General features: G+C 73.3%; 14 protein-coding genes. 4 read left to right on the top strand and 10 right to left on the bottom strand.

The genetic code is table 11. The features are described from left to right. Position 1 precedes the first annotated feature (1 nt). Positions 2-895: an SCO6745 family protein gene (locus tag EKG83_RS40805; RefSeq protein ID WP_051766954.1), complete on the top strand. Its 894-nt coding sequence runs from the start codon at positions 2-4 to the stop codon at positions 893-895. Beyond that, positions 892-1860: a tetratricopeptide repeat protein gene (locus EKG83_RS40800; protein ID WP_033435394.1), complete on the top strand. Its 969-nt coding sequence runs from the start codon at positions 892-894 to the stop codon at positions 1858-1860. Before EKG83_RS40805 ends, EKG83_RS40800 begins: the two co-directional genes overlap by 4 nt. 480 nt (positions 1861-2340) lie before the next feature. Here the strand turns inward: EKG83_RS40800 and EKG83_RS40795 are convergent, their stop codons facing one another. From EKG83_RS40795 to EKG83_RS40785, 3 genes are all read right to left on the bottom strand, one after another. Then, entirely contained in the window at positions 2341-3777 is a 1437-nt protein-coding gene (locus tag EKG83_RS40795) for a neutral zinc metallopeptidase (protein WP_033435395.1), read from the bottom strand. Between the two features lie 31 nt (positions 3778-3808). Further along, positions 3809-5185, bottom strand: a complete 1377-nt coding sequence (locus EKG83_RS40790; RefSeq protein WP_033435396.1) for a neutral zinc metallopeptidase — start codon at positions 5183-5185, stop codon at positions 3809-3811. An 88-nt stretch (positions 5186-5273) separates the two neighbouring features. After that, on the bottom strand, positions 5274-5849 hold the full coding sequence (locus EKG83_RS40785) for a snapalysin family zinc-dependent metalloprotease (protein ID WP_033435397.1): 576 nt from the start codon (positions 5847-5849) through the stop codon (positions 5274-5276). Positions 5850-6109: 260 nt separating this feature from the next. Between EKG83_RS40785 and EKG83_RS40780 the strand changes: the two genes are divergently transcribed. Then, positions 6110-6535: a hypothetical protein gene (locus tag EKG83_RS40780; RefSeq protein WP_033435398.1), complete on the top strand. Its 426-nt coding sequence runs from the start codon at positions 6110-6112 to the stop codon at positions 6533-6535. Between the two features lie 321 nt (positions 6536-6856). Here the strand turns inward: EKG83_RS40780 and glgB are convergent, their stop codons facing one another. The 4 genes from glgB to EKG83_RS40760 all read right to left on the bottom strand — a co-directional run bounded on the left by glgB (position 6857) and on the right by EKG83_RS40760 (position 14307). After that, positions 6857-9058 carry a 1,4-alpha-glucan branching protein GlgB gene (glgB, locus tag EKG83_RS40775; RefSeq protein ID WP_153278744.1) on the bottom strand — a complete coding sequence of 734 codons (2202 nt, stop codon included), beginning with the start codon at positions 9056-9058 and terminating at the stop codon, positions 6857-6859. Continuing rightward, positions 9055-10395 (bottom strand): maltokinase N-terminal cap-like domain-containing protein, encoded by a 1341-nt coding sequence (locus tag EKG83_RS40770; protein ID WP_033436058.1) that lies wholly within the window; start codon positions 10393-10395, stop codon positions 9055-9057. Before EKG83_RS40770 ends, glgB begins: the two co-directional genes overlap by 4 nt. 5 nt (positions 10396-10400) lie before the next feature. Further along, a complete protein-coding gene (treS, locus tag EKG83_RS40765) occupies positions 10401-12206 on the bottom strand; it encodes a maltose alpha-D-glucosyltransferase (RefSeq protein WP_153278743.1) in 1806 nt (601 codons plus the stop codon). Between the two features lie 124 nt (positions 12207-12330). Further along, on the bottom strand, positions 12331-14307 hold the full coding sequence (locus EKG83_RS40760) for an alpha-1,4-glucan--maltose-1-phosphate maltosyltransferase (protein WP_033431584.1): 1977 nt from the start codon (positions 14305-14307) through the stop codon (positions 12331-12333). Between the two features lie 712 nt (positions 14308-15019). On the opposite strand from EKG83_RS40760, the gene glgP reads away from it, so the two are divergent. Continuing rightward, entirely contained in the window at positions 15020-17572 is a 2553-nt protein-coding gene (gene glgP / locus EKG83_RS40755; protein WP_033431583.1) for an alpha-glucan family phosphorylase, read from the top strand. 69 nt (positions 17573-17641) lie between these two features. Here glgP and EKG83_RS40750 read toward each other — a convergent pair whose 3' ends face one another. The 3 genes from EKG83_RS40750 to EKG83_RS40740 form a co-directional block, all read right to left on the bottom strand. Then, on the bottom strand, positions 17642-18799 hold the full coding sequence (locus tag EKG83_RS40750) for a hypothetical protein (protein ID WP_033431582.1): 1158 nt from the start codon (positions 18797-18799) through the stop codon (positions 17642-17644). Positions 18800-19090: 291 nt separating this feature from the next. Next, entirely contained in the window at positions 19091-19477 is a 387-nt protein-coding gene (locus EKG83_RS40745; protein ID WP_033431581.1) for a rhodanese-like domain-containing protein, read from the bottom strand. After that, positions 19474-20052, bottom strand: a complete 579-nt coding sequence (locus EKG83_RS40740; RefSeq protein ID WP_033431580.1) for a cysteine dioxygenase — start codon at positions 20050-20052, stop codon at positions 19474-19476. Before EKG83_RS40740 ends, EKG83_RS40745 begins: the two co-directional genes overlap by 4 nt. Positions 20053-20135 lie beyond the last annotated feature (83 nt).

The raw sequence follows: 20135 nt of genomic DNA, 5'->3' as shown, positions 1-20135 counted from the left end.
CATGACCACCCCTCGCGAGCTGTGGCTGCGCTTCGAGACCTACCACGACGTCACCTACTTCACACCGGAGTCGCGGGCGGTCACCGACGCCCTGGGCTGCCGGGGCGGCTGGATGGGCTACTTCGGCATGCGCGCGGCCCCGCTGGGCGCCGCCTCGCCCGAGGTGGTCACCGCCGCGTTCTTCAGCTTCCACCCGCGCCTGGTCGCCCGCGCCCTGCCCGACGCCTGGCACGTCGCCGGCCCGGAGCGGTTCCTGGCGGCGCGGCTGGAGGGCGTGGACGGCGCGCTGCGGCGGATGCTGGCGAGCCTGGACCTGGCCGAGGCCGCGGAACTGGCCGTCGAGGCGGCCGCCGCCGCGCCCGTGGAGGGGCGGGTGCTGGGCGCGGCCAACCGGGCGCTGCCCGTGCCCGGCGAACCGCACCTGGCGCTGTGGCAGGCGTGCACCACGCTGCGCGAGTCGCGCGGCGACGGGCACGTGGCCGCGCTGGTGGCCGCCGACCTGGGCGCGTGCGAGGCGCTGGTGCTCTTCGGCGCCGACAACGAGCTGGACCCGGCCTACCTGCGCAAGGCCCGCGGCTGGTCGGAGGAGGAGTGGGAGGCGGCCGCGGAGTCGCTGCGCTCGCGCGGCCTGCTCGCCGACGGCCTCACCGAGGCGGGGCGGGAGCTGCGCGCGGAGGTCGAGCGCCGCACCGACGAGGCGGCGGCCAGGCCGTGGCGGGCGCTCGGCCGGGAGCGGGCGGAGCGGTTCGCCCGGCTGATGACACCGGTGGCCCGCCGCCTGGGCGACCTCAACGACGCCATGCGGACCAATCCCATGGCCATCGATCCGGTCCGGCAACTCGCCGACCAGCCGGGCGCGGGGCAGCGGGCGTCTCGTGCCAGGATGGAAGCGTGACGAGGCCAGACCCCCGCAAGACCGCCGCACTGTCCGCCGCGTTGTCCGGGGCGGTCGACCTGGGCGCGCTGAAGGCCCGGGCCGACGCCGCGAGGCAGCGAGCCGCCGCACCGCCCCCGCCCGCCGGGGACCCGGGTTCCCCGGGCGAGGGCCCGAGCCCGTGGGTGCTGGACGTCACCGAGGCGACGTTCCAGTCGGTCGTCGAGCGCTCGCTGGAAGTCCCCGTGGTCGTCGAGCTGACCGCGTCGTGGAGCCCCGAGGCCGGCCAGCTCTCGCCGGTGCTGGAGCGGGCGGCCCGCGCGGGCGGCGGCACGTGGCTGCTGGCGCGCGTCGACCTCGACGCCAGCCCGCGCATCGGGCAGCTGTTCGGCGTCCAGTCCGTGCCCACGGTCGTCGCGGTCGCCGCCGGGCAGCCCGTGGACGCCTTCGCCGGGCCGCTGCCGGAAGCCGAGTTCACCCAGTGGGTCGCGCGGCTGCTGGACGCGCTGCGCGACCGGCTGCCCGGCATCCGGGCGGCGGAGGCGCAGGCCGGCGGCGAGCCGGCGCAGGAGGTCGAGGACCCCCGCTTCACCGCCGCCGAGGACGCCTTCGAGCAGGGCGACTACGCGGCGGCCGAGGCGGCGTACGAGGCCATCCTGGCGGCCGAGCCCGGCAACGCCGACGCCAAGGCGGCCCTGGCGCAGGTCCGGTTCACCGCGCGGGCCGAGGCCCTGGACGCCGACGCCGTGGCGCGGGCCGACGCCAACCCGGACGACGTGGACGCCCAACTGGCCGCCGCGGACCTGGAGGTGGCGGACAACCGGGTCGAGCAGGCGTTCACCCGCCTGGTCAACACGGTGCGGCGGGTGTTCGGGGACGAGCGGAACCGGGTGCGGGAGCACCTGGTGGGGCTGTTCGAGCTGTTCCCGGCGGATGACGAGCGGGTGGCCAAGGCCCGCCGGAACCTGGCCAGCGCCCTGTTCTGACGTTCCGGGCGGTGCCGCGCCGGTTGGGCGGTGCGGTGCCGCCGGGTCCTGATCGCGGTGCAGGGGTCCCCCGCCGGGGGACCCCTGCTTTTGCCCTGCCGGTGGGACGGGCACGGCACCTCAAGTGATCATGTGGCTGTCGAAGTCCCGTGATCGGAGGGGGGCCGTGCCCGCCTCGTTGTCGCGCCTGATGCCCGCGGTGTCGGTCGAGTGGTCGGCACTTCCCGTTGGTCGGGTCGATGACCTGCGGGTTTTTCCGGCCGGGGTGGTGGTCGCCGCCGACGCCCCGCACACCCGGCGCGGCCACGCCGACCACCTGCGCGACCGGGGCGCGGACTACGCGTTCACGGTCAGGACCGGCCGGCCGCTGCTCCACACCCAGCTCGGCGGTCTGCCCCGGCACGAGCTGCCGGTGGGGTCCGACGATTTCCGGGCGCGAGTGCGAGCCGGACCAGGCGCGAGCCCGACCCCGGCCGGCGGTCAGCCCGAGTACTTCCGCGTGCAGCGCCCCGCACCGTCGAAGAACCCGTCCCGGAACGCCTCCACCCGGGCGAACCCGGACGGCACCACGGTCCCGTTCACGTCGGCCGCGATCAGGCTCTTGTCCGCCAGCAGCTCGGCCACCGCCTCGTCGAGGTCACCCGACGACAGCTTCAGCCGCGCCTGCTCGGCCGTCGTCTTGCCCGCCCACGCCCCGGTCAGGCAGGCGGTGCGCAACCCGGCCGCCGGGCCCTCCAGCGAGTACCCGGTCGCCTTCTGGATCGACAGCGCGTACCGCGAGGCGATCTCCGCGAACGCCGCGAAGTCGCCGATCCCGCCCCGCTGCCCCCGCTTCGGCGGCGTCCCGATGCGCACCAGCTCGGTCAGGTCGATGGAGATCGAGTTGGTCGCCGGGCAGTACGACGCGGGCGAGGTCTCGCGCGCGTCCGCGCAGGTCCCACCGGAGGTGGCGAACCCGGGCGGCACGGCACCGGTCTGCTTGTGGGCCTCCCGCAGCGACTCCTCCAGCGCCTCCAGCGCCTTCGGGTCGTCCACCGGGAGGTTGCCCTTGCCCTGCCCCCGGTCGACGTCCTCCCGGGCGAACGGCTGCTGCGTGATCCGCGACCTGATCTCCGCCTCGTCGATCGCCGCGCACCGCCGCGGGTCGCCGGCGAAGCCGAACTGGAACGCCGCCACCCGGTCGAACGCGCTGCCGTGCGCGCCCTGCTTCTCCGCCGACGTGCCCGCCCCGTCCCGGATGAAGAACATCGTCGCCAGCACCTGGTTCAGGCCGGGGCCGGTGGAGATGCGGAAGTGCTCGGCCTTGCCCTCGGCCACCCACCGGAAGAAGTTGCCCGCGTAGCAGTCGGCCTGCTGCTCCTTGACGATCGAGGGCGTGGCCTGGGTGATCCCGCCCTTGTCGCCGAGCTTGTACTGGATCGCGTGACCCATCTCGTGGGCCAGCACGGTCACCACCGCCATCGGCCCGAACGAGTCGTCCAGCATGGGCAGCAGCTCGCCGCGGTCCCAGGCGATCGAGTCGTCCAGCGAGCAGTAGAACGCGTTGGCCACGCCCTTGGTGTTGGTGCGGCAGATCTCCACGCCCGCGCCGTTCGAGTCGTACGACACCAGGCGCCGGACCGGCTCGAACGGCACGTCGAACCGCGCCGGCAGCTGCTCGGCCCAGTACGCGCCGACGTCGGCCAGGGTGTTGATGGCCAGCCGGTCCATCTCGCCGCCGTCGCCGTTCTCCACCCGCAGGTCGGCGTCCGGCACGCCCGGTTTCGGACCGCTCTCGCCGGTGGTGATGTCGAGCCCGGCCACCTTGGTGACGTCGGGCCGCTCGGTCCGGGCCACACCGCCCACCAACTGCGTGCACCCGGTCAACGCCAGCACGGCGGTGAGAGCCGTGGTGAGGAGGAATGCCCGTCGAGCCATGCCGGAGACCCTACTTGGCCGGATCGCCCGATCAGGTCAATCCGCAGGCTTTGATCCCCTCCAGCACGCCGCCGCGGAACACCTCGACCCGCTTGAACCCCGGTTCCAGCGCCGACTCGCCCACCGCGTCCCGCGCCGCGTAGTCGTAAGCGAGCAGCACCTTCACCGCCTCGTCGAGGTCACCGGGCGACAGGCCGAAGCCCTGCTGCCGGGTGAACACCTCCCGCGTGTACGCGCCGGCCAGGCACAACGCGCCGGTCGCCGCGCCCTCGCCCTCCAGCCCCCCGCCGACCGCCTTCCGCGCCACCAGCCCGTACCGGCTGGCCAGCAGCAGGCCCGTGGCGAAGTCGCCGATCTCCGCGTGCAGCTCGGGCAGCTCCTCCTTGACCTCGACCTCCACCGACCCGTCCGCCGGGCAGAACGCCACCGGCCCCTGGTCGCCGGAGCAGTCCGGCTCCTCCTCGGTGGGGGTGGTCCTCGGCTCGGCCCACTGCCCGCCGGCCTGGCGCACGACCGCCTCGTAGTAGGCGTTCAGGTCGGGGGTGATCTCGGTCAGCAGCTCGTCGAACGGCAGGTTGCCACCGCGCTCGCGGTCCTGGCGGCTGGTGAACGCCTCCTGCGTGAACGCCCGGTTCTCCACCGTCATCGCCGCGCAGAACTTCGTGCCCTGCTGGTAGCCGTCCTGGAAGGCGGACACGCGGTCGAACGCGTTGCCGTGCGCGGACCGGTCGGTCGGCGACGTGCCGACCGGGTCGCGGAAGTCGACCAGCGCGCCCAGCGCCGAGTCCAGCACGTCCGAGCCGATGTCCAGGTGCCCGGACTCGCCGTCGTTGACCCACTTGATGAACGAGCCCGCGAAGCAGTCGGCCATCGCCTCGGTCAGGATCGTGGGGAACCGCCGCGGCTCGCGCCGCTCGGCCTCGGGCGTGATGCCCATCCGGTTCTGCACCGCGTGCCCCCACTCGTGGGCGAGCACGATCACCACGGCCGCGTCGCCGAACCGGTCCTGGAGCACGGGCAGCAGCGCCGCCCGGTCCCACGCGATGGCGTCGGCGCTGGGGCAGTAGAAGGCGTTGCCCTCCACGTCGGCGGCCTTCTCGGTGCACGGCGGCGGCGCGGCCGACGGGTCGGAGGTGTCCACCGAGTAGATCCCGCCCTCCAGCTCCCGCCACGGGTCGCCGAACACCTCGGGGAAGGCGTCCTCCCAGAAGGCGTTGATGTCGGTGATGGCGGTGGCCGCGAGCTGGTCGATGGGGCCGCCGTCGGTGCCCCGGATGAAGCCGGGGTCGACCTTCCCCCTGGTCACGGTCTCCCCGGCCACGGGGTTGCCCGGCACCACCTGGGCGCAGGCCGAGGTCACGAGCAGGACCGCCGTCAGCAGGGCCAGGCGAGCCGATACGAGCCGCATTGACCCATTGTGCCCGGCCCGACCCCCTAAAGGGTGGTGTTCGGTCGGCCCGTGGCCGCCAGGCGGGGCGGCCACGGGTCCCACCGGGTCAGTACACGTAGCACTCCGTGCTCGCGTAGCCGGCCACGCGCGCGTCGGCCGTCGCGAGCGAACCGGCGAACCGGCGCTCGACCTCGGCGCGCTCGGCGGCGTTGGGCAGCTGGTTCTGGCACGACACCGGCGCGCTGGAGCCGGACATCAGGTCCGAGCACAGGCCGGTGCGCCGGTCGGGCAGGCCCAGGATGTGCCCGATCTCGTGGGTGCTGATGCGGGGCCGGTAGTAGCCCTGGTCGACGGCCTGGCGTCCCATGTAGACGGTGCCGTTGCCCAGCGACGTGACGTAGGCGCGCGGCCAGCCGTTGTCGGCGTAGATCCGGATGTTGGTCGGCGTGCCGGTGCTCCGCTTGACCAGCCGGACGCTGGTGACGGAGGCGTTCCAGTTCGCCGCCGCCTTGTCCCAGTCGGCGGCGAACTCCTGGGCCTGGCTGGTGTCGTAGTACAGGGTGCGGACCAGCGCACCGGGCTCCGCCGGCGCCGCAGCCGCGCTGGGCGCGCCCACCGCGACCAGCGGCAGGAGCAGGCTCAGCACGAGCGTTGCGGTGCGCGCGACCTTGCGCACGGACATGGTGTTCTCCTCGTTGGCAGGGAAAGCCGGAAGCCGGTGACAGGGTGGCTCCCGCACCCAAACAACCAGCGGTGCGCGGGTGATCACCAGCCCCGGAAGTAGGGTCGTGCGAGCGCCGCCCGCTCCCGGTTTCCGCGTCCGGGCACCCCGGGCCGCCCGGCCCCACGACCTGGTCGACGTCACCGAGCGCGTCCGAAGGGTCCACCAACGCGTGAACGGGCTCGCCCGAACCGGTGATCCACTGGCCGTGGGAATCCCGCATGCACCCCTCCGCCGACGACCGGAACCACCTGCCGGCCGGTGACCCGGCCGAGGAGGGCTGCGGCATCCGGGCGGTGGTGACCGTCGAGGCCGGCGGCCCGTCCAGCGACCCCCGGAGGGCCTGGGGGCGGTCGGGCGCCGGGGCGATGCTGGAGGTCCCGCTGCTGCTCCCGGCGAGCGCCGGATCGTGGTCGGCCGGGGTGACCGTGGCCGCCGGGGAGGGTGCGCGGTCGCCCTGCTGGTGCGGGCCGCCTGGTCCGAGCGCGGCGGGTGGCACCGGGGGGACCATGCCCACCGCGCTCGACGGGGACCTGCTCGCCGCACCGGCCCACCCGGCGCACCACGTCGGCGGCGAACCGGCCGAGGTCGCCGTCACCACCGCCAAGGGGCCGGCCGAGGGGACGTGGAGCTGTCCTCGGCGCTGAGCCGGGCCCGCGACCGAGCCCGTGGGCCGCCACGCACCGCAACGCGCTGCGGCACCGCGAGGCGGTGAGCACCGAGCCGGCGGAGGAGGTCGACCGGCTCCAGGCGCTGCTGATGGGCATGTCGACCTTGGCGGTGGCGCAGGACGGGGAGGCGCGGCAGCGGTTCGACACGCTCGCCGCCACGGCCGCCGCCGGGCTGGGCGTCCCGGCGTTGATCCTGTCCCCCTACGGGGCCGACGAGTTCCTGCCGTTCGCCCCGGACCTGACCCGACCGCGTCCCCCCGCGCCCGGGGCCGGACCCGGGCGCGGGGGAACCGCGCGTCAGAGCAGCGTGCCGCCGTCCGCCAGGTCCTCGTCCAGCAGCTCGACGGGCTCCTCCGGCACCAGCCACAGCACGCCCGACGGCGGGAGCTGGAGCACCGCCGAGGCCGGCCGCCCGTGCCAGGGCTTCTCCTCGGCCTCCACCACGCCCAGGTTCCCCACCCCGGAACCGCCGTAGGACTCGGAGTCGGTGTTCACCACCTCGCGCCACCGCCCGGCCCGCGGCAGCCCGACCCGGTAGTCGTGGTGCGGCATGCCGGCGAAGTTGGCCACGCAGGCCAGCACCGACCCGTCCTCGCCGATCCGCAGGAAGCTCAGCACGTTGCCGCCCGAGTCGTTGGCGTCGATCCAGGAGAAGCCCTCGGGCCGGTCGTCCGCCGAGTACAGCGCGGGGGAGGCCCGGTACACCGCGTTCAGGTCGCCGATCAGCGCCTGCACGCCCGCGTGCAGCGGGTCGTCGAGCAGGTGCCAGTCCAGCGACCGGGACTCGGACCACTCGCCGCGCTGGCCGAACTCGCCGCCCATGAACAGCAGTTGCTTGCCGGGGTGCGCCCACATGAACGCCAGCAGCGACCGCAGGCCCGCGGCCTTGTTCCAGTCGTCGCCGGGCATGCGCTGCCACAGCGAGCCCTTGCCGTGCACGACCTCGTCGTGCGACAGCGGCAGCACGAAGTTCTCGCTCCACGCGTAGACCAGCGAGAACGTGATCTCGTGGTGGTGGAACGACCGGTGCACCGGCTCGCGCGACAGGTAGTGCAGCGTGTCGTGCATCCAGCCCATGTTCCACTTGAACCCGAAGCCCAGGCCGCCCAGGTGGGTGGGCCGGGTGACGCCGGGCCACGCGGTGGACTCCTCGGCCACCATCACCACGCCGGGGTGCCGCTTGTAGACCGTGGCGTTGAGCTCCTGGAGGAACCGGACCGCGTCCAGGTTCTCCCGGCCCCCGTACTGGTTGGGCAGCCACTGCCCCTCCGGCCGGGAGTAGTCCAGGTAGAGCATCGAGGCCACGGCGTCGACGCGCAGGCCGTCGATGTGGAACTCCTCGATCCAGTACAGGGCGTTGGCGACGAGGAAGTTGCGCACCTCGTTGCGGCCGAAGTCGAACACCAGGGTGCCCCAGTCGGGGTGCTCGCCGCGCCTGGGGTCGGCGTGCTCGTAGAGCGCGGTCCCGTCGAAGCGGGCCAGTGCCCAGGAGTCCTTCGGGAAGTGCGCGGGCACCCAGTCCATGATCACGCCGATGCCGCGGCGGTGGAGGTGGTCGACGAAGTAGCGGAAGTCGTCGGGGGAGCCGAACCGGGAGGTGGGGGCGTAGTAGGAGGTGACCTGGTAGCCCCACGACCCGCCGAACGGGTGCTCGGCCACGGGCATCAGCTCGACGTGGGTGAACCCGTGCCCGGTGAGGTAGTCGGCCAGCTCGTCGGCCAGCTCCCGGTAACCCAGGCCGGGCTTCCACGAGCCCAGGTGCACCTCGTAGACCGACATCGGCGCGTTCACCCACCGGGTGGCGTCCCGCTTCGCCTCCCACTCCGCGTCACCCCACCGGTGCTGCGAGGTGGTCACCACGGACGCGGTGGCGGGCGGCGTCTCGGTGGCGAACGCCAGCGGGTCGGCCTTCTCGTGCCACCCGCCGTCGCCGCCGAGGATGCGGTACTTGTACCGGGTGCCGACCTCGATGCCGGGGACGAAGACCTCCCACACGCCCGACGAGCCGAGCGAGCGCATCGGGGTGGTGCGGCCGTCCCAACCGTCGAAGTCGCCGCACACCCGCACGCCCCGCGCGGTGGGCGCCCACACCGCGAACGAGACGCCGGTGACCGTGCCGTTGGGCGTGTCGTAGGAGCGCACGTGCGCGCCCAGCACGTCCCACAGCCGCTCGTGCCTGCCCTCGCCGATCAGGTGCAGGTCCAGCTCGCCCACGGTCGGCAGCCACCGGTACGGGTCGTCGACCTCCACCACGTGCCCGGCGTAGTCGACCTCCAGCCGGTAGTCGCCGGGGTGCTCGGGCAGCTCGCCCTCGAACAGCCCGTCGACCACCCGGTCCAGCTCGAAGCGCTTGTCACCGGCCATCACCGACACCGCGGACGCGCCCGGGCGCAGCGCCCGGGCCACCACGCCTCCAGGGGTGTGGTGCACGCCCAGCACGGAGTGCGGGTCGTGGTGCGACCCGGCCAGCAGCCGGTCGACGTCCTGGGGCGAGATCATGACTGCACAGCTCCCTCTCCAGTGATCCGGGTGATCGACGACAGGGGCACCGTCAACCACTCCGGCCGGTTCGCGTGCTCGTAGGCGACCTCGTACACGGCCTTGTCCAGCTCGAACGCCCGCAGCAGGTAGCCCCGCTTGCGCGGGTCGCCCACCGCCTCGGACGCGGCCTCCGCGTAGCCCTCGGTGAAGGCGGCCCGGTTGCGCCGCGCCCACTCCAGCGCCCGCACGGCCAGCTGGTGGTCCTCCGGCCGGCCGACGAGGAGCTGGTGCGCCGCGTAGTCGAACGAGCGCAGCATGCCCGCCACGTCGCGCAGCGGCGACCGGAGCGCGGTGCGCTGGGCGATCGGCGCGCCCGGCTCGCCCTCGAAGTCGATCAGCAGCCAGCCGTGCACGGTGCGCAGCACCTGGCCCAGGTGCAGGTCGCCGTGGATGTGCTGGATGGCGATGGCCCCGGGGGTGTTGCGGGCCTGCTCGAACGCCTCGCGCAGCGCGGGCACGTACGGCTGCAGGTCCGGCACCCGCTCGGCCACCTCGTCCAGCCTGGTGATCATGGCCTGGACGCTGCGCTCGATGTCGTTGGCGTCGGCGCGCTGCGAGCCGAGCGCGCGTTCCAGGTCCGCGTGCACGGTGGCCACGGCCTGCCCGAGCCGGTGCGCCTCGCCGGCGAAGTCGCCGCCGACCTCGTCGGCGTGCAGGTCGCCCTCGGCCATCAGGTCCCGCACGCTCGTGGTGGCCATCGCCCAGCCGTCCACCGCGTCGGGCAGGAACTGCTGGAGCATGCCGACCGTGGTGGTCTCCCCGTCCAGCTCGCCGGTGATCGACCCCAGCGGCTGGGCGATGTGCTCGCAGCCGACCTCGTGCAGCGCGCGCTGGAGCACCAGGTCCGGGTTCTCGCCCTGGGTCAGCTTGCGGAACAGCTTGAGGATGTACTGGCTGCCGAACACCAGCGAGGTGTTGGACTGCTCGGCGCTGATCGCCCGGCCGCGCAGGCCGGTCTGGACCTCCACGCCGGGCTCGTGCGCGAACCGCAGCCCGTCGACCTCCCGGTTGCCCGCGATGAGGTCGAGCAGCAGCCCGTTCAGCTCGGCGTCGTGCGTCGCGTCGTAGTTCTCCACCTGGTCGGTGACCAGCAGCTGGTACGGCTCGCGCCGGTCCGGCTGCTCCACCTCGACCACCAGGTGCACCAGCAGCGGCTCCTCGCCCCGCAGCACCGTGGTCCGCAGGGGGCGCACCGAGGTGACCGGGCGGTCCTTCCCACCGAACCACCGCTGCGCGGGCAACCACGCCGGCAGCTCGGTGACCACCTTCTCGACCAGGTCGTGCGGATCGGTCACGTCCCTCACCTCGTCTCGCCGTCTTCGTCCACGAGCTGGAACCAGTAGAAGCCGTGGCCGGGCAGCGTCAGCAGGTACGGCAGGTCGCCGATCCGCGGGAAGCGGACGCCGCCGGTCAGCTCGACCGGCCGCGCGCCGCGGTGCTCCGACAGGTCCAGCTCGACCGGCTGCGGGAACCGCGACAGGTTGTTCACGCACACCACGACGTCCTCGTGCCCGTCGGGCCGGCACCACCGCCGCCGGTAGGCCAGCACGCTGGGGTTGGAGCCGCCCAGGTCGGTGAAGTCGCCCTCGGCGAACGCGTGGTGCTGCTTGCGCACCTCGATCATCCGCCGCGTCCAGTTGAGCAGGGACGACTGGTTGTTCAGCTGCGCCTCGACGTTGAGCGCCTGGTAGCCGTAGACCGGGTCCATGATCACCGGCAGGTACAGCCGGCCCGGGTCGCAGCTGGAGAAGCCGGCGTTGCGGTCGGGGGTCCACTGCATGGGGGTGCGGACGCCGTCGCGGTCGCCGAGCCAGATGTTGTCGCCCATGCCGATCTCGTCGCCGTAGTAGAGCACGGGCGAGCCGGGGAGGGACAGGAGCATGGCGGTGAAGAGTTCCTGCTGGTTGCGGTCGTTCTCCAGCAGGGGGGCGAGCCTGCGGCGGATGCCGATGTTGGCCTTCATCCGCGGGTCCTTGGCGTATTCCGCGTACATGTAGTCGCGTTCTTCGTCGGTGACCATTTCGAGGGTCAGCTCGTCGTGGTTGCGCAGGAAGATGCCCCACTGGGCGCCCGAGGGGATCTCGGGCGTCTGCGCCAGGATCTCCGAGATGGGGAAGCGGGACTCGCGGCGCACGGCCATGAAGATGCGCGGCATGAGGGGGAAGTGGAAGGCCATGTGGCACTCGTCGCCGCCGACCTCGGGGTTGCCGAAGTACTCCACCACGTCGGCCGGCCACTGGTTCGCCTCGGCCAGCAGCACCCGGCCCGGGTACTCGTCGTCGACGACCTTGCGGCAGCGCTTGAGGAAGTCGTGGGTGCGCGGCAGGTTCTCGCAGTTGGTGCCCTCCTGCTCGAACAGGTAGGGGACGGCGTCGAGGCGGAAGCCGTCGATGCCGAGGTCGAGCCAGAAGCGCAGGACGTCGAGCATGGCCTCCTGGACGGCCGGGTTCTCGTAGTTCAGATCCGGTTGGTGGGAGAAGAAGCGGTGCCAGTAGAACTGGCCGCGCACCGGGTCGTAGGTCCAGTTGGAGGTCTCGGTGTCGACGAAGATGATGCGGGCGTCGGCGTACTTCTGGTCGTCGTCGTTCCAGACGTAGAAGTCGCCGTACGGGCCGTCCGGGTCGCGGCGCGACTCCTGGAACCACGGGTGCGCGTCACTGGTGTGGTTGAGCACCAGGTCGGTGATCACCCGGATGCCCCGCCGGTGCGCCTCGTCCAGCAGGTAGACGAAGTCCTCGACGGTGCCGAACTCGGGCAGCACGGCGCGGAAGTCGCTGATGTCGTAGCCGCCGTCGCGCAGCGGGGAGGCGTAGAACGGCGGCAGCCACAGGCAGTCGACGCCCAGCCACTCCAGGTAGTCCAGCCGGGACGCCAGGCCGCGGAGGTCGCCGGTGCCGTCGCCGTTGGAGTCGCTGAACGCGCGGACCAGCACCTCGTAGAACACCGCGCCCTTGAACCAGCCGCTGTCGCGCGGTACCAGCCGGGCCGATCGGAAGTCCTCGGCCTGGGGCTCCACCAGCAGGCCGTCCCGGCGGACGGCCTCGCCGGTGTGCGGTACGTCGTCGAGACCCACCAGCGCGGCGTCGGGTCGGGCCTGTTCCTGCATCTGTGCTCCACCTCGCCCCACTTCATCGGGGGTACGTTCGACAGCCCCGCGCCCTTCGGCGGACGCGGGGACTGTGGGTGAAAGGGGACCGGGTTGGTGCTTGCCTAGCTGCTCGGACCTCGTCCTAGTGGGACCGGCGCAGCACGCCCACGACGTGCGCCGGGGCGCGCCAGGGTTCGAGCCGCACGTAGTTGGCCTGACCCCAGTCCCAGGTCTCCCCGGACACCTCGTCGTGCGCGATGAGCCGTTCGTGCCAGTCGAAGCCGAGCGTGGGCAGGTCCAGCCAGAGCGTGCCGTCCTGCGCTTGGTGCGGGTCGAGGTTGACCACCACGACCACCGTGTCGCCGGTACCCGGGTCCTGCTTCGAGTAGGCGATCAGCGCCGGGTTGTCGACGTGGTGGAACCGGAGTGTTCGCATCTGCCGCAGCGCCGGGTGCGCCCGGCGCAGCGCGTTCAGCTTGCGCAACCACGGTTCCAGGGACCGGCCCTCGGCCACCGCCGCCGCGTAGTCCCGCGGGCGGAGCTGGTACTTCTCCGAGTTCAGGTACTCCTCGCTGCCCGGCCGGACGGCCTCGTGCTCGAACAGCTCGAAGCCCGAGTACACGCCCCAGGTCGGCGCCATCGTCGCCGCCAGCGCCGCGCGCAGCGCGAACATGCCCGGACCGCCCACCTGCAACGACTCGGGCAGGATGTCCGGGGTGTTGACGAACAGGTTCGGCCTGGCCTCGTCCCAGTGGGCGACCAGCTCGTTGCCGAACTCGGTCAGCTCCTCCTTGGTCGTGCGCCAGGTGAAGTAGGTGTAGCTCTGCGTGAAGCCGAGCTTGGCCAGCCCGTAGAGGCGGGCCGGGCGGGTGAACGCCTCGGACAGGAACAACACGTCCGGGTGACGGTCCTTGACCGTCCAGATCAGCCACGCCCAGAAGTCCGGCGGCTTGGTGTGCGGGTTGTCGACCCGGAAGATCCGCACCCCGTGGTCGACCCAGTGCAGCACGACGCGCAGGATCTCGTTGTAGATGCCCTGCGGGTCGTTGTCGAAGTTGACCGGGTAGATGTCCTGGTACTTCTTCGGCGGGTTCTCCGCGTAGGCGATCGTGCCGTCCGGGCGCGTGGTGAACCACTCGGGGTACTTCAGCACCCACGGGTGGTCCGGCGCGCACTGGATCGCCAGGTCGAGCGCCACCTCCAGGTCCAGCTCGCGGGCGCGGGCCACGAAGGCGTCGAAGTCCTCGAAGGTGCCCAGCTCGGGGTGGATCGCGTCGTGCCCGCCCTCGTCCGCGCCGATCGCCCACGGCGAGCCCGGGTCGTCCTCGGTGGCGGTGAGCGTGTTGTTCGGGCCCTTGCGGTTCACTCGCCCGATCGGGTGGATCGGCGGCAGGTAGACCACGTCGAAGCCCATCGCCGCGACCCGGTCCAGCTCCTTGGCCGCGGTGACGAAGGTGCCGTGCACGGGCACGCCGGACTCGTCCAGGCCGCCCGTGCTGCGCGGGAAGAACTCGTACCAGGAGCCGTAGGCGGCGCGCTCGCGGTCCACCCAGACCTTCTGCGGCCTGCCCTTGGTGACCAGCTCGCGGACCGGGTGGTCGTGCATCACCTGGCGGACGTCGCCGGCCAGCGCGGGCGCGACGCGCTCGGCGAGCGGCCGGTGGGTGTCGCGCAGGGCGGCGGCGGCGTTGGCCAGGAGCGGCTTCTCCCGGCGGCGGTCCGGGCGGCGGCTCACCCGGTCGATGAGCCGGGCGCCGGTCTCCAGGTCGTTGGCCAGCTCGTCCGGGCCCTGGCCGGCGGCGATCTTGACCTCGACGGCGTGCACCCACGTGGCCCACGGGTCGCTCCACGCGTCGACCCGGAAGGTCCAGGAGCCCTGGGCGTCCGGGACGACGGTGGCGCGCCAGCGGTCGAGGCCGACGCCCTGGGGGACCATGCGGGTTTGTCTGGCGACCCGGTCGTTCGGCCCCCGCCAGACGACCGTGGCGGCGACGGCGTCGTGGCCCTCCCGCCACACGGTCGCCTCGACCGGGACGTGCTCGCCCACCACGGCCTTCGCCGGGTAACGACCACAGCTCACGGCCGGGGAGACGTCGTCGATTCCGAGTCGTCCGCTCATCGGCAGCGCCCCTCTCGCGTGGTGCGACGCTTGCACGGTCAAGTTTGCCCGCAGCGATCGGGCGGGCCGTCACCGGGGATTCTTGTATTACCCGGTCTTCCTACCCCGTCCGCCCGGATCGCACACTCGGCACCGCCGCCAATCTCGCATCGGGGGACCAGGCTGCCGGCTCGCGGCGGCGCGCCCGGGCTGCCGCGCCGGTCCCGTTCGGGCGAGGCGCCCACCCGGCCGGCCGAGCGCCGGGAGGGCCGGCGGCACCCGTCCGTGGCCACGCGATCGGGTGACCGGGGCGATCCGGGTGACCGGTGGAACCCTTGTCCGCCTTCGACTATCCCCTTTTCGGCCGCCGCCCCGACGTGTCCCGCCGGCGATCCCCGCGTGCGGTGGCGCGCGACCCCCGGCGGCGGCCGGCGGGGCGGCGCGGCCGGTGGCGTGCGCCTTCGGTCGGTGCGTTCGGAGTCCCGTCCGTGTGAAGATCATCACTCTCCCGGGGGTGGATCACCGGGGCCTCCGGGGCACCCCGGAGAGTGACCGCCGGCGCGGTCGCGGATCGGGAGAACGGGTGACCGGCGGCCACTCGTGTTAACGGTCGGCGCGTGCGGGCGAAACAACTTGCAAGCAAGCATCCGCGCAGGTAGAGCTGCATCGATCCCTGCATCGGTTCGGGTGACCATTGCCCGGCACCGCTGGATGGGGGATAAGGTCCGACGCCATGCGAGCACTTCGCCGGTTCACCGTCCGAGCCAGCCTGCCCGAGCCGCTGGCGGCCCTGGGCACCCTCGCCACGAACCTGCGCTGGACGTGGCACCAGCCCACCCAGGACCTGTTCGCCTCAGTGGACCCGGAGCGGTGGGCCGTCGGCAACGACCCCCTCCGGCTGCTGTCCGAGGTAGACCCCGGGCGGCTGGACGCGCTGGCGCGCGACGAGCAGTTCCTCGCGCACCTCCGCGCCCTGGACGAGGACCTGCACCGCTACACCACCGGGCCCCGCTGGTTCCAGCGCCGCCAGGAGGAGGTCCGGCAGCACGGCGGGCCACCGCTGCCCCGGGCCATCGCCTACTTCTCCATGGAGTTCGGCGTCACCGAGGCCCTGCCGAACTACTCCGGCGGCCTCGGCGTGCTGGCGGGCGACCACCTCAAGGCGGCCTCCGACCTCGGCGTGCCGCTGATCGCGGTCGGCCTGCTCTACCGGTCCGGCTACTTCCGCCAGGCCCTGTCGCTCGACGGCTGGCAGATCGAGCACTACCCCGTGCTCGACCCGCGCGGCCTGCCGCTGGAGCTGCTCACCGAGCCGTCCGGCGCGCCGATCCTGGTGCACGTCGCCATGCCCGGCGACCGCGTGCTGCGCGCCAAGGTGTGGAAGGCGCGGGTCGGCCGCGTCCCGCTGCTGCTGCTCGACTCCGACGTGGAGGAGAACGACGACGACCTGCGCGGCGTCACCGACCGCCTCTACGGCGGCGACCAGGACCACCGCATCAAGCAGGAGATCCTGGCCGGCGTCGGCGGCGTGCGGGCGGTGCGCACCTACTGCGACCTGACCGGGCACCCGGCGCCCGAGGTGTTTCACACGAACGAGGGACACGCGGGGTTCCTCGGCCTGGAGCGCATCCGCGAGCTGGTCACCGGCGAGGGCCTGGACTTCGACCAGGCGCTGGCCGCCGTGCGCGCGGGCACGGTGTTCACCACGCACACCCCCGTGCCCGCCGGCATCGACCGGTTCCCGGTCGACCTGGTCCAGCACTACTTCGGCTCCGAGCAGCTGCTGCCGGGCGTGAACACCCAGCGCGTCCTCGCCCTGGGCGCCGAGGACAACCCCGGCCTGTTCAACATGGCCCACATGGGCCTGCGGCTCGCCCAGCGCGCCAACGGCGTGTCCGAGCTGCACGGCTCGGTCAGCCGCGAGATGTTCCGCGGCCTGTGGCCGGGCTTCGACGCCACCGAGGTGCCCATCGGGTCCATCACCAACGGCGTCCACGGCCCCACCTGGACGGCCACCGAGATGAGCAGGCTGCTCGGCGAGACCGACGACCCGGGCGTGGGCCTGCGCGGCTTCGAGCCGGTCACCGACGAGCGCCTGTGGGGGCTGCGCAACGACCTGCGCGCCAAGCTCGTGGAGGAGGTCCGCCGCCGGACCCGCGCGTCCTGGCTCCAGCGCGGCGCCAGCGCGTTGGAGCTGGGCTGGACCGACTCGGTGTTCGACCCCGACGTGCTGACCGTCGGCTTCGCCCGCCGCGTGCCCACCTACAAGCGGCTCACCCTCATGCTGCGCGACGCCGAGCGGCTGCGCGCCCTGCTGCTGCACCCCGAGCGGCCCGTGCAGCTGGTCGTGGCGGGCAAGTCGCACCCGGCCGACGACGGCGGCAAGGCGCTGATCCAGCAGATCGTGCGGTTCGCCGACGACGCGGGCGTGCGTCACCGGATCGTGTTCCTGCCCGACTACGACATGTCCATGGCCCGGTACCTGTACTGGGGCTGCGACGTGTGGCTGAACAACCCGATGCGCCCGCTGGAGGCGTGCGGCACGTCCGGCATGAAGTCCGCGCTCAACGGCGGCCTGAACCTGTCCATCCGCGACGGCTGGTGGGACGAGCTCTACGACGGCAGCAACGGCTGGGCCATCCCGACCGCGGACGGCGTCGGCGACCCCAACCGGCGCGACGACCTGGAGGCCGCCGCCCTCTACGACCTGCTGGGCAACCAGGTCGCGCCGCTGTTCTACGACCGCGGCGAGGACGGCGTGCCCACCCGGTGGCTGTCGATGGTCCGGCACACGCTGGCCTCGCTCGGCCCGGCCGTGCAGGCGTCGCGGATGGTGCGCGAGTACGTGGAGGCCCTGTACGCGCCCGCGGCGGCGTCGGCGGCGTCCGTGGTCGGCGACGGGTACCGGGGTGCCAAGGAGCTGGCGGCGTACCGGCAGCGGCTGCGGGCGTCGTGGACGCGGGTGCGGGTGCTCGACTCGGAGGTGTCGCTGAACGGCTCGGCCACGCCGCTGCTCGGCTCGCCGGTGGGCGTGCGGGCGCGGATCGAGCTGGCCGGGCTGGAGCCGTCCGAGGTGGACGTGCAGGTCGCGCTGGGGCGCGTGGGCGACTCGGACGAGCTGTACGACGTGGTCACGCACCCCATGGACTACGCGGGCAACGGCAACTACGAGGTCGAGGTGCCGCTGTCGCACGCCGGCGCGGTGGGGTACACGGTGCGCGTCCTGCCCCGCCACGACCTGCTGGCGTCACCGGCCGAACTGGGCCGCGTCGTCCTGGCCGGCTGATCCGACCGGGTGCGGGCCGGTTCTGGTCCGCACCCGGGTCCGGTCCTTCGGTCCCCGTCCTTCAACCCTTCAGTCGATGTTGAGCCGGGCACCGGTCTCGACGACCCGGGGCAGCCAGCCGGCCAGCCGCTCGGCCTCGACCAGCGTGGCGCGGGCCGCCGCGTTGTCGCCCGCGGCCATCTGCGCGCGGGCCAGCGTGGCCAGCGCGTCGGCCCGGTCCAACCCGTCCTCGCTGGTCTGCCCGGCCTGGTCGGCGAGGGTGAGCGCGGTGGCGTGGTCGCCCTCCAGCAACGCCACCCGGGCCAGCGCGGACGCGCATCGGTAACGCGGGTAGCCCAGCTGCACCGCACCCTCCAGCGCCCGCTTGGCCGCCGGCAGCCCGACGTCCCGCGGCACCAGCCCGGCCTCCACCGCGTTGACCGTGGAACCGGCCATCTGCGCCAGCACGAACGCCATGTCCCGGGGTTCCAGGTCCCGCCGGCCGACCATCGACGTGACCAGTTGCAACGCCTCGGCGTACCGCGTGCGCAGGGTCAAGGTCGCGATCCGCGCCCCGGCGGCCACCAGCAACCCCGGGTGGCGCTCCAGCAGCTCCGCCGACACCGCGTCGGCCTCGTCGAGCCTCCCCACCGCGAGCGCGTCCGTCACCCGGGTGACCAGCGGCATCGCCTCGTACTCCTCCAGCGGCCGCCCCGCCAGCCGGGGCAACGCGAACAGGAACCACCCGATCGACGTCATCCCCGGCACCCGCCGCGGCCACAGCGCGTTGCCCACCACCGCCGTCCCGGCCACCGCGAACCCGAGCCAGAACTCCCGCCACCCCGGCTCCCCGCTGCTCCCGGCCCACCCCCAGCCGCCCGCACCCCAGTCAGCCGCCCCCCAAGCAGCCACGACCACCGCCCCCACCCCGACCGCGGCGGTCACCGCGGCCCCCCACAACCGCCACCGCACCGGCGCCTTGACCGACGTCAACCCGACCGCCACCACCAGCGGCACGGTCCGCCACACCACCCGCCGCCCGGGCCGAGTCCAGGTCCGCACCTCACCGCCGACCCCGACCACGACCAGCGACACCCGCACCCCGCACAGCAGCGCCCCGACCAGCAACCCGCCGCTGACCAGCGCGTACACCGCCCAGGCCCCCACCGCGGCCCCGCCGAACACCGCCACCCCGGGCCGCCAAACCGCCAACACCACCACGACGACCGCGGTCAGCACCTTCCACACCCACCACCAGACGCACCCACCCCCACCCCGGTTCCCCGCGAGTCCTCCACTCCGACACCGCGTGTCCTCCACCCAGACACCGCGAGTCGAACGTTCAGACCCGTCGTGTCGAACGTTCAGAACCCCCGAGTTCCACGTTCACGCCCCCCAGGTCGAGCGCCTGGGCTCTGCGAATGTGGAACTCGGGGGTCCGGGAGGTTCGACACGGGGGTCCGGAAGGTTCGACTCGCGGTGTCGGACTGGAGGACACGTGGTGTTGGAGTGGAGGACACGCGCGGGGGTGGGTGGGAGTTAGGTGATGGGGGGTGTGGGGCCCGGGCGGGTGGGGAGGCCGGCGGCGGCGTAGGCGCGGAAGCCGCCCACCAGGTCGGTGGCGTTGGGGAGGCCGAGGCGCTGGAGGTCGCGGGCGGCCAGGCTGGAGGCGTAGCCCTCGTTGCAGACGACGACCACGGTGGTGTCGGCGGTGAAGCCGGGGATGCGGTGGTCGCCGGTCGGGTCGAGGCGCCACTCCAGGACGATGCGCTCCACGGGGATCGAGCCGGGTACCTCGCCCTCCGCGGCGCGGTTGTGCTGGGGGCGGATGTCGACCACCAGGGCGTCCGGCAGGTCCGCCAGGTCGTCGGGGGTCACGCGGCGCAGGTCGCGCCGCGCCTCGTCCAGCAACCGCTCCGCGCTCACGGGCCCTCCAGTTCGGTCAGCAGGTCCAGCTGGTCCAGCGGCAGGCGCTGCGCGGGCAGCGCCTCGATCACGTCCGGCACGTCGGCCAGGCTCGGGTACTCGCGGGTCGGCACGAGCGGCGGGGAGTAGGCGTGCACGCTGGCCGCGCCCACCGGCCCCCGGTTGACCACCTGGTGCGCCCGGCCCGCCCCGAACCCGAGCGCGCTGCCCACCGGCCGCGCGGCGCTGCGGACCGGCCCACCCGGGTACCGGTAGTCCTCGGCCAGCTCGCCGGTCAGCACGGTGAACGACCCGGCCGCCCCGCCGTGGTCGTGCGGCTCGGTGCCCTGACCGGGCAACCAGCTCAGCAGCCACAGCTCGACGCCGGTGGTCAGCCCCAGCCGGACCCACCAGCGGCGCTCCGCGGAGTACTCCAGGACCTCCAGCAGCGGGCTGGTCAGCTCGGCCGCCACGGTCGAGGTCAGCTCGCGCAGCTCGCGCGGCGTCCACAGGTCGCGGTCGGGGTGGATGATGTCGCGCAGCAGCTGCACGTCCAGCTTCGGGTGCAGGTAGGCACCTGGGATCGTGGTCGTCACGGTGTGTCGCTCCTCGAAGGCTACGGGGAAGTGCGGGGTAGCGATCAAGACGCGACGCGGCGCCGTCAGGTCAACGGGTGGCC

The sequence above is a fragment of the Saccharothrix syringae genome, from assembly GCF_009498035.1.
GTDB lineage: Bacteria > Actinomycetota > Actinomycetes > Mycobacteriales > Pseudonocardiaceae > Actinosynnema > Actinosynnema syringae.
Note: the sequence above shows the minus strand (reverse complement) of the source record. Positions and strands in the feature narration are given on the sequence as shown.

Excerpts from the sequence above, each read along its gene's own strand:
- EKG83_RS40805 (WP_051766954.1), top strand. The coding sequence starts at position 2 with ATGACCACCCCTCGCGAGCTGTGGCTGCGCTTCGAGACCTACCACGAC.
- EKG83_RS40795 (WP_033435395.1), bottom strand. The coding sequence starts at position 3,777 with ATGGCTCGACGGGCATTCCTCCTCACCACGGCTCTCACCGCCGTGCTG.
- EKG83_RS40790 (WP_033435396.1), bottom strand. The coding sequence starts at position 5,185 with ATGCGGCTCGTATCGGCTCGCCTGGCCCTGCTGACGGCGGTCCTGCTC.
- EKG83_RS40785 (WP_033435397.1), bottom strand. The coding sequence starts at position 5,849 with ATGTCCGTGCGCAAGGTCGCGCGCACCGCAACGCTCGTGCTGAGCCTG.
- EKG83_RS40780 (WP_033435398.1), top strand. The coding sequence starts at position 6,110 with ATGCACCCCTCCGCCGACGACCGGAACCACCTGCCGGCCGGTGACCCG.
- glgB (WP_153278744.1), bottom strand. The coding sequence starts at position 9,058 with ATGATCTCGCCCCAGGACGTCGACCGGCTGCTGGCCGGGTCGCACCAC.
- treS (WP_153278743.1), bottom strand. The coding sequence starts at position 12,206 with ATGCAGGAACAGGCCCGACCCGACGCCGCGCTGGTGGGTCTCGACGAC.
- EKG83_RS40760 (WP_033431584.1), bottom strand. The coding sequence starts at position 14,307 with ATGAGCGGACGACTCGGAATCGACGACGTCTCCCCGGCCGTGAGCTGT.
- glgP (WP_033431583.1), top strand. The coding sequence starts at position 15,020 with ATGCGAGCACTTCGCCGGTTCACCGTCCGAGCCAGCCTGCCCGAGCCG.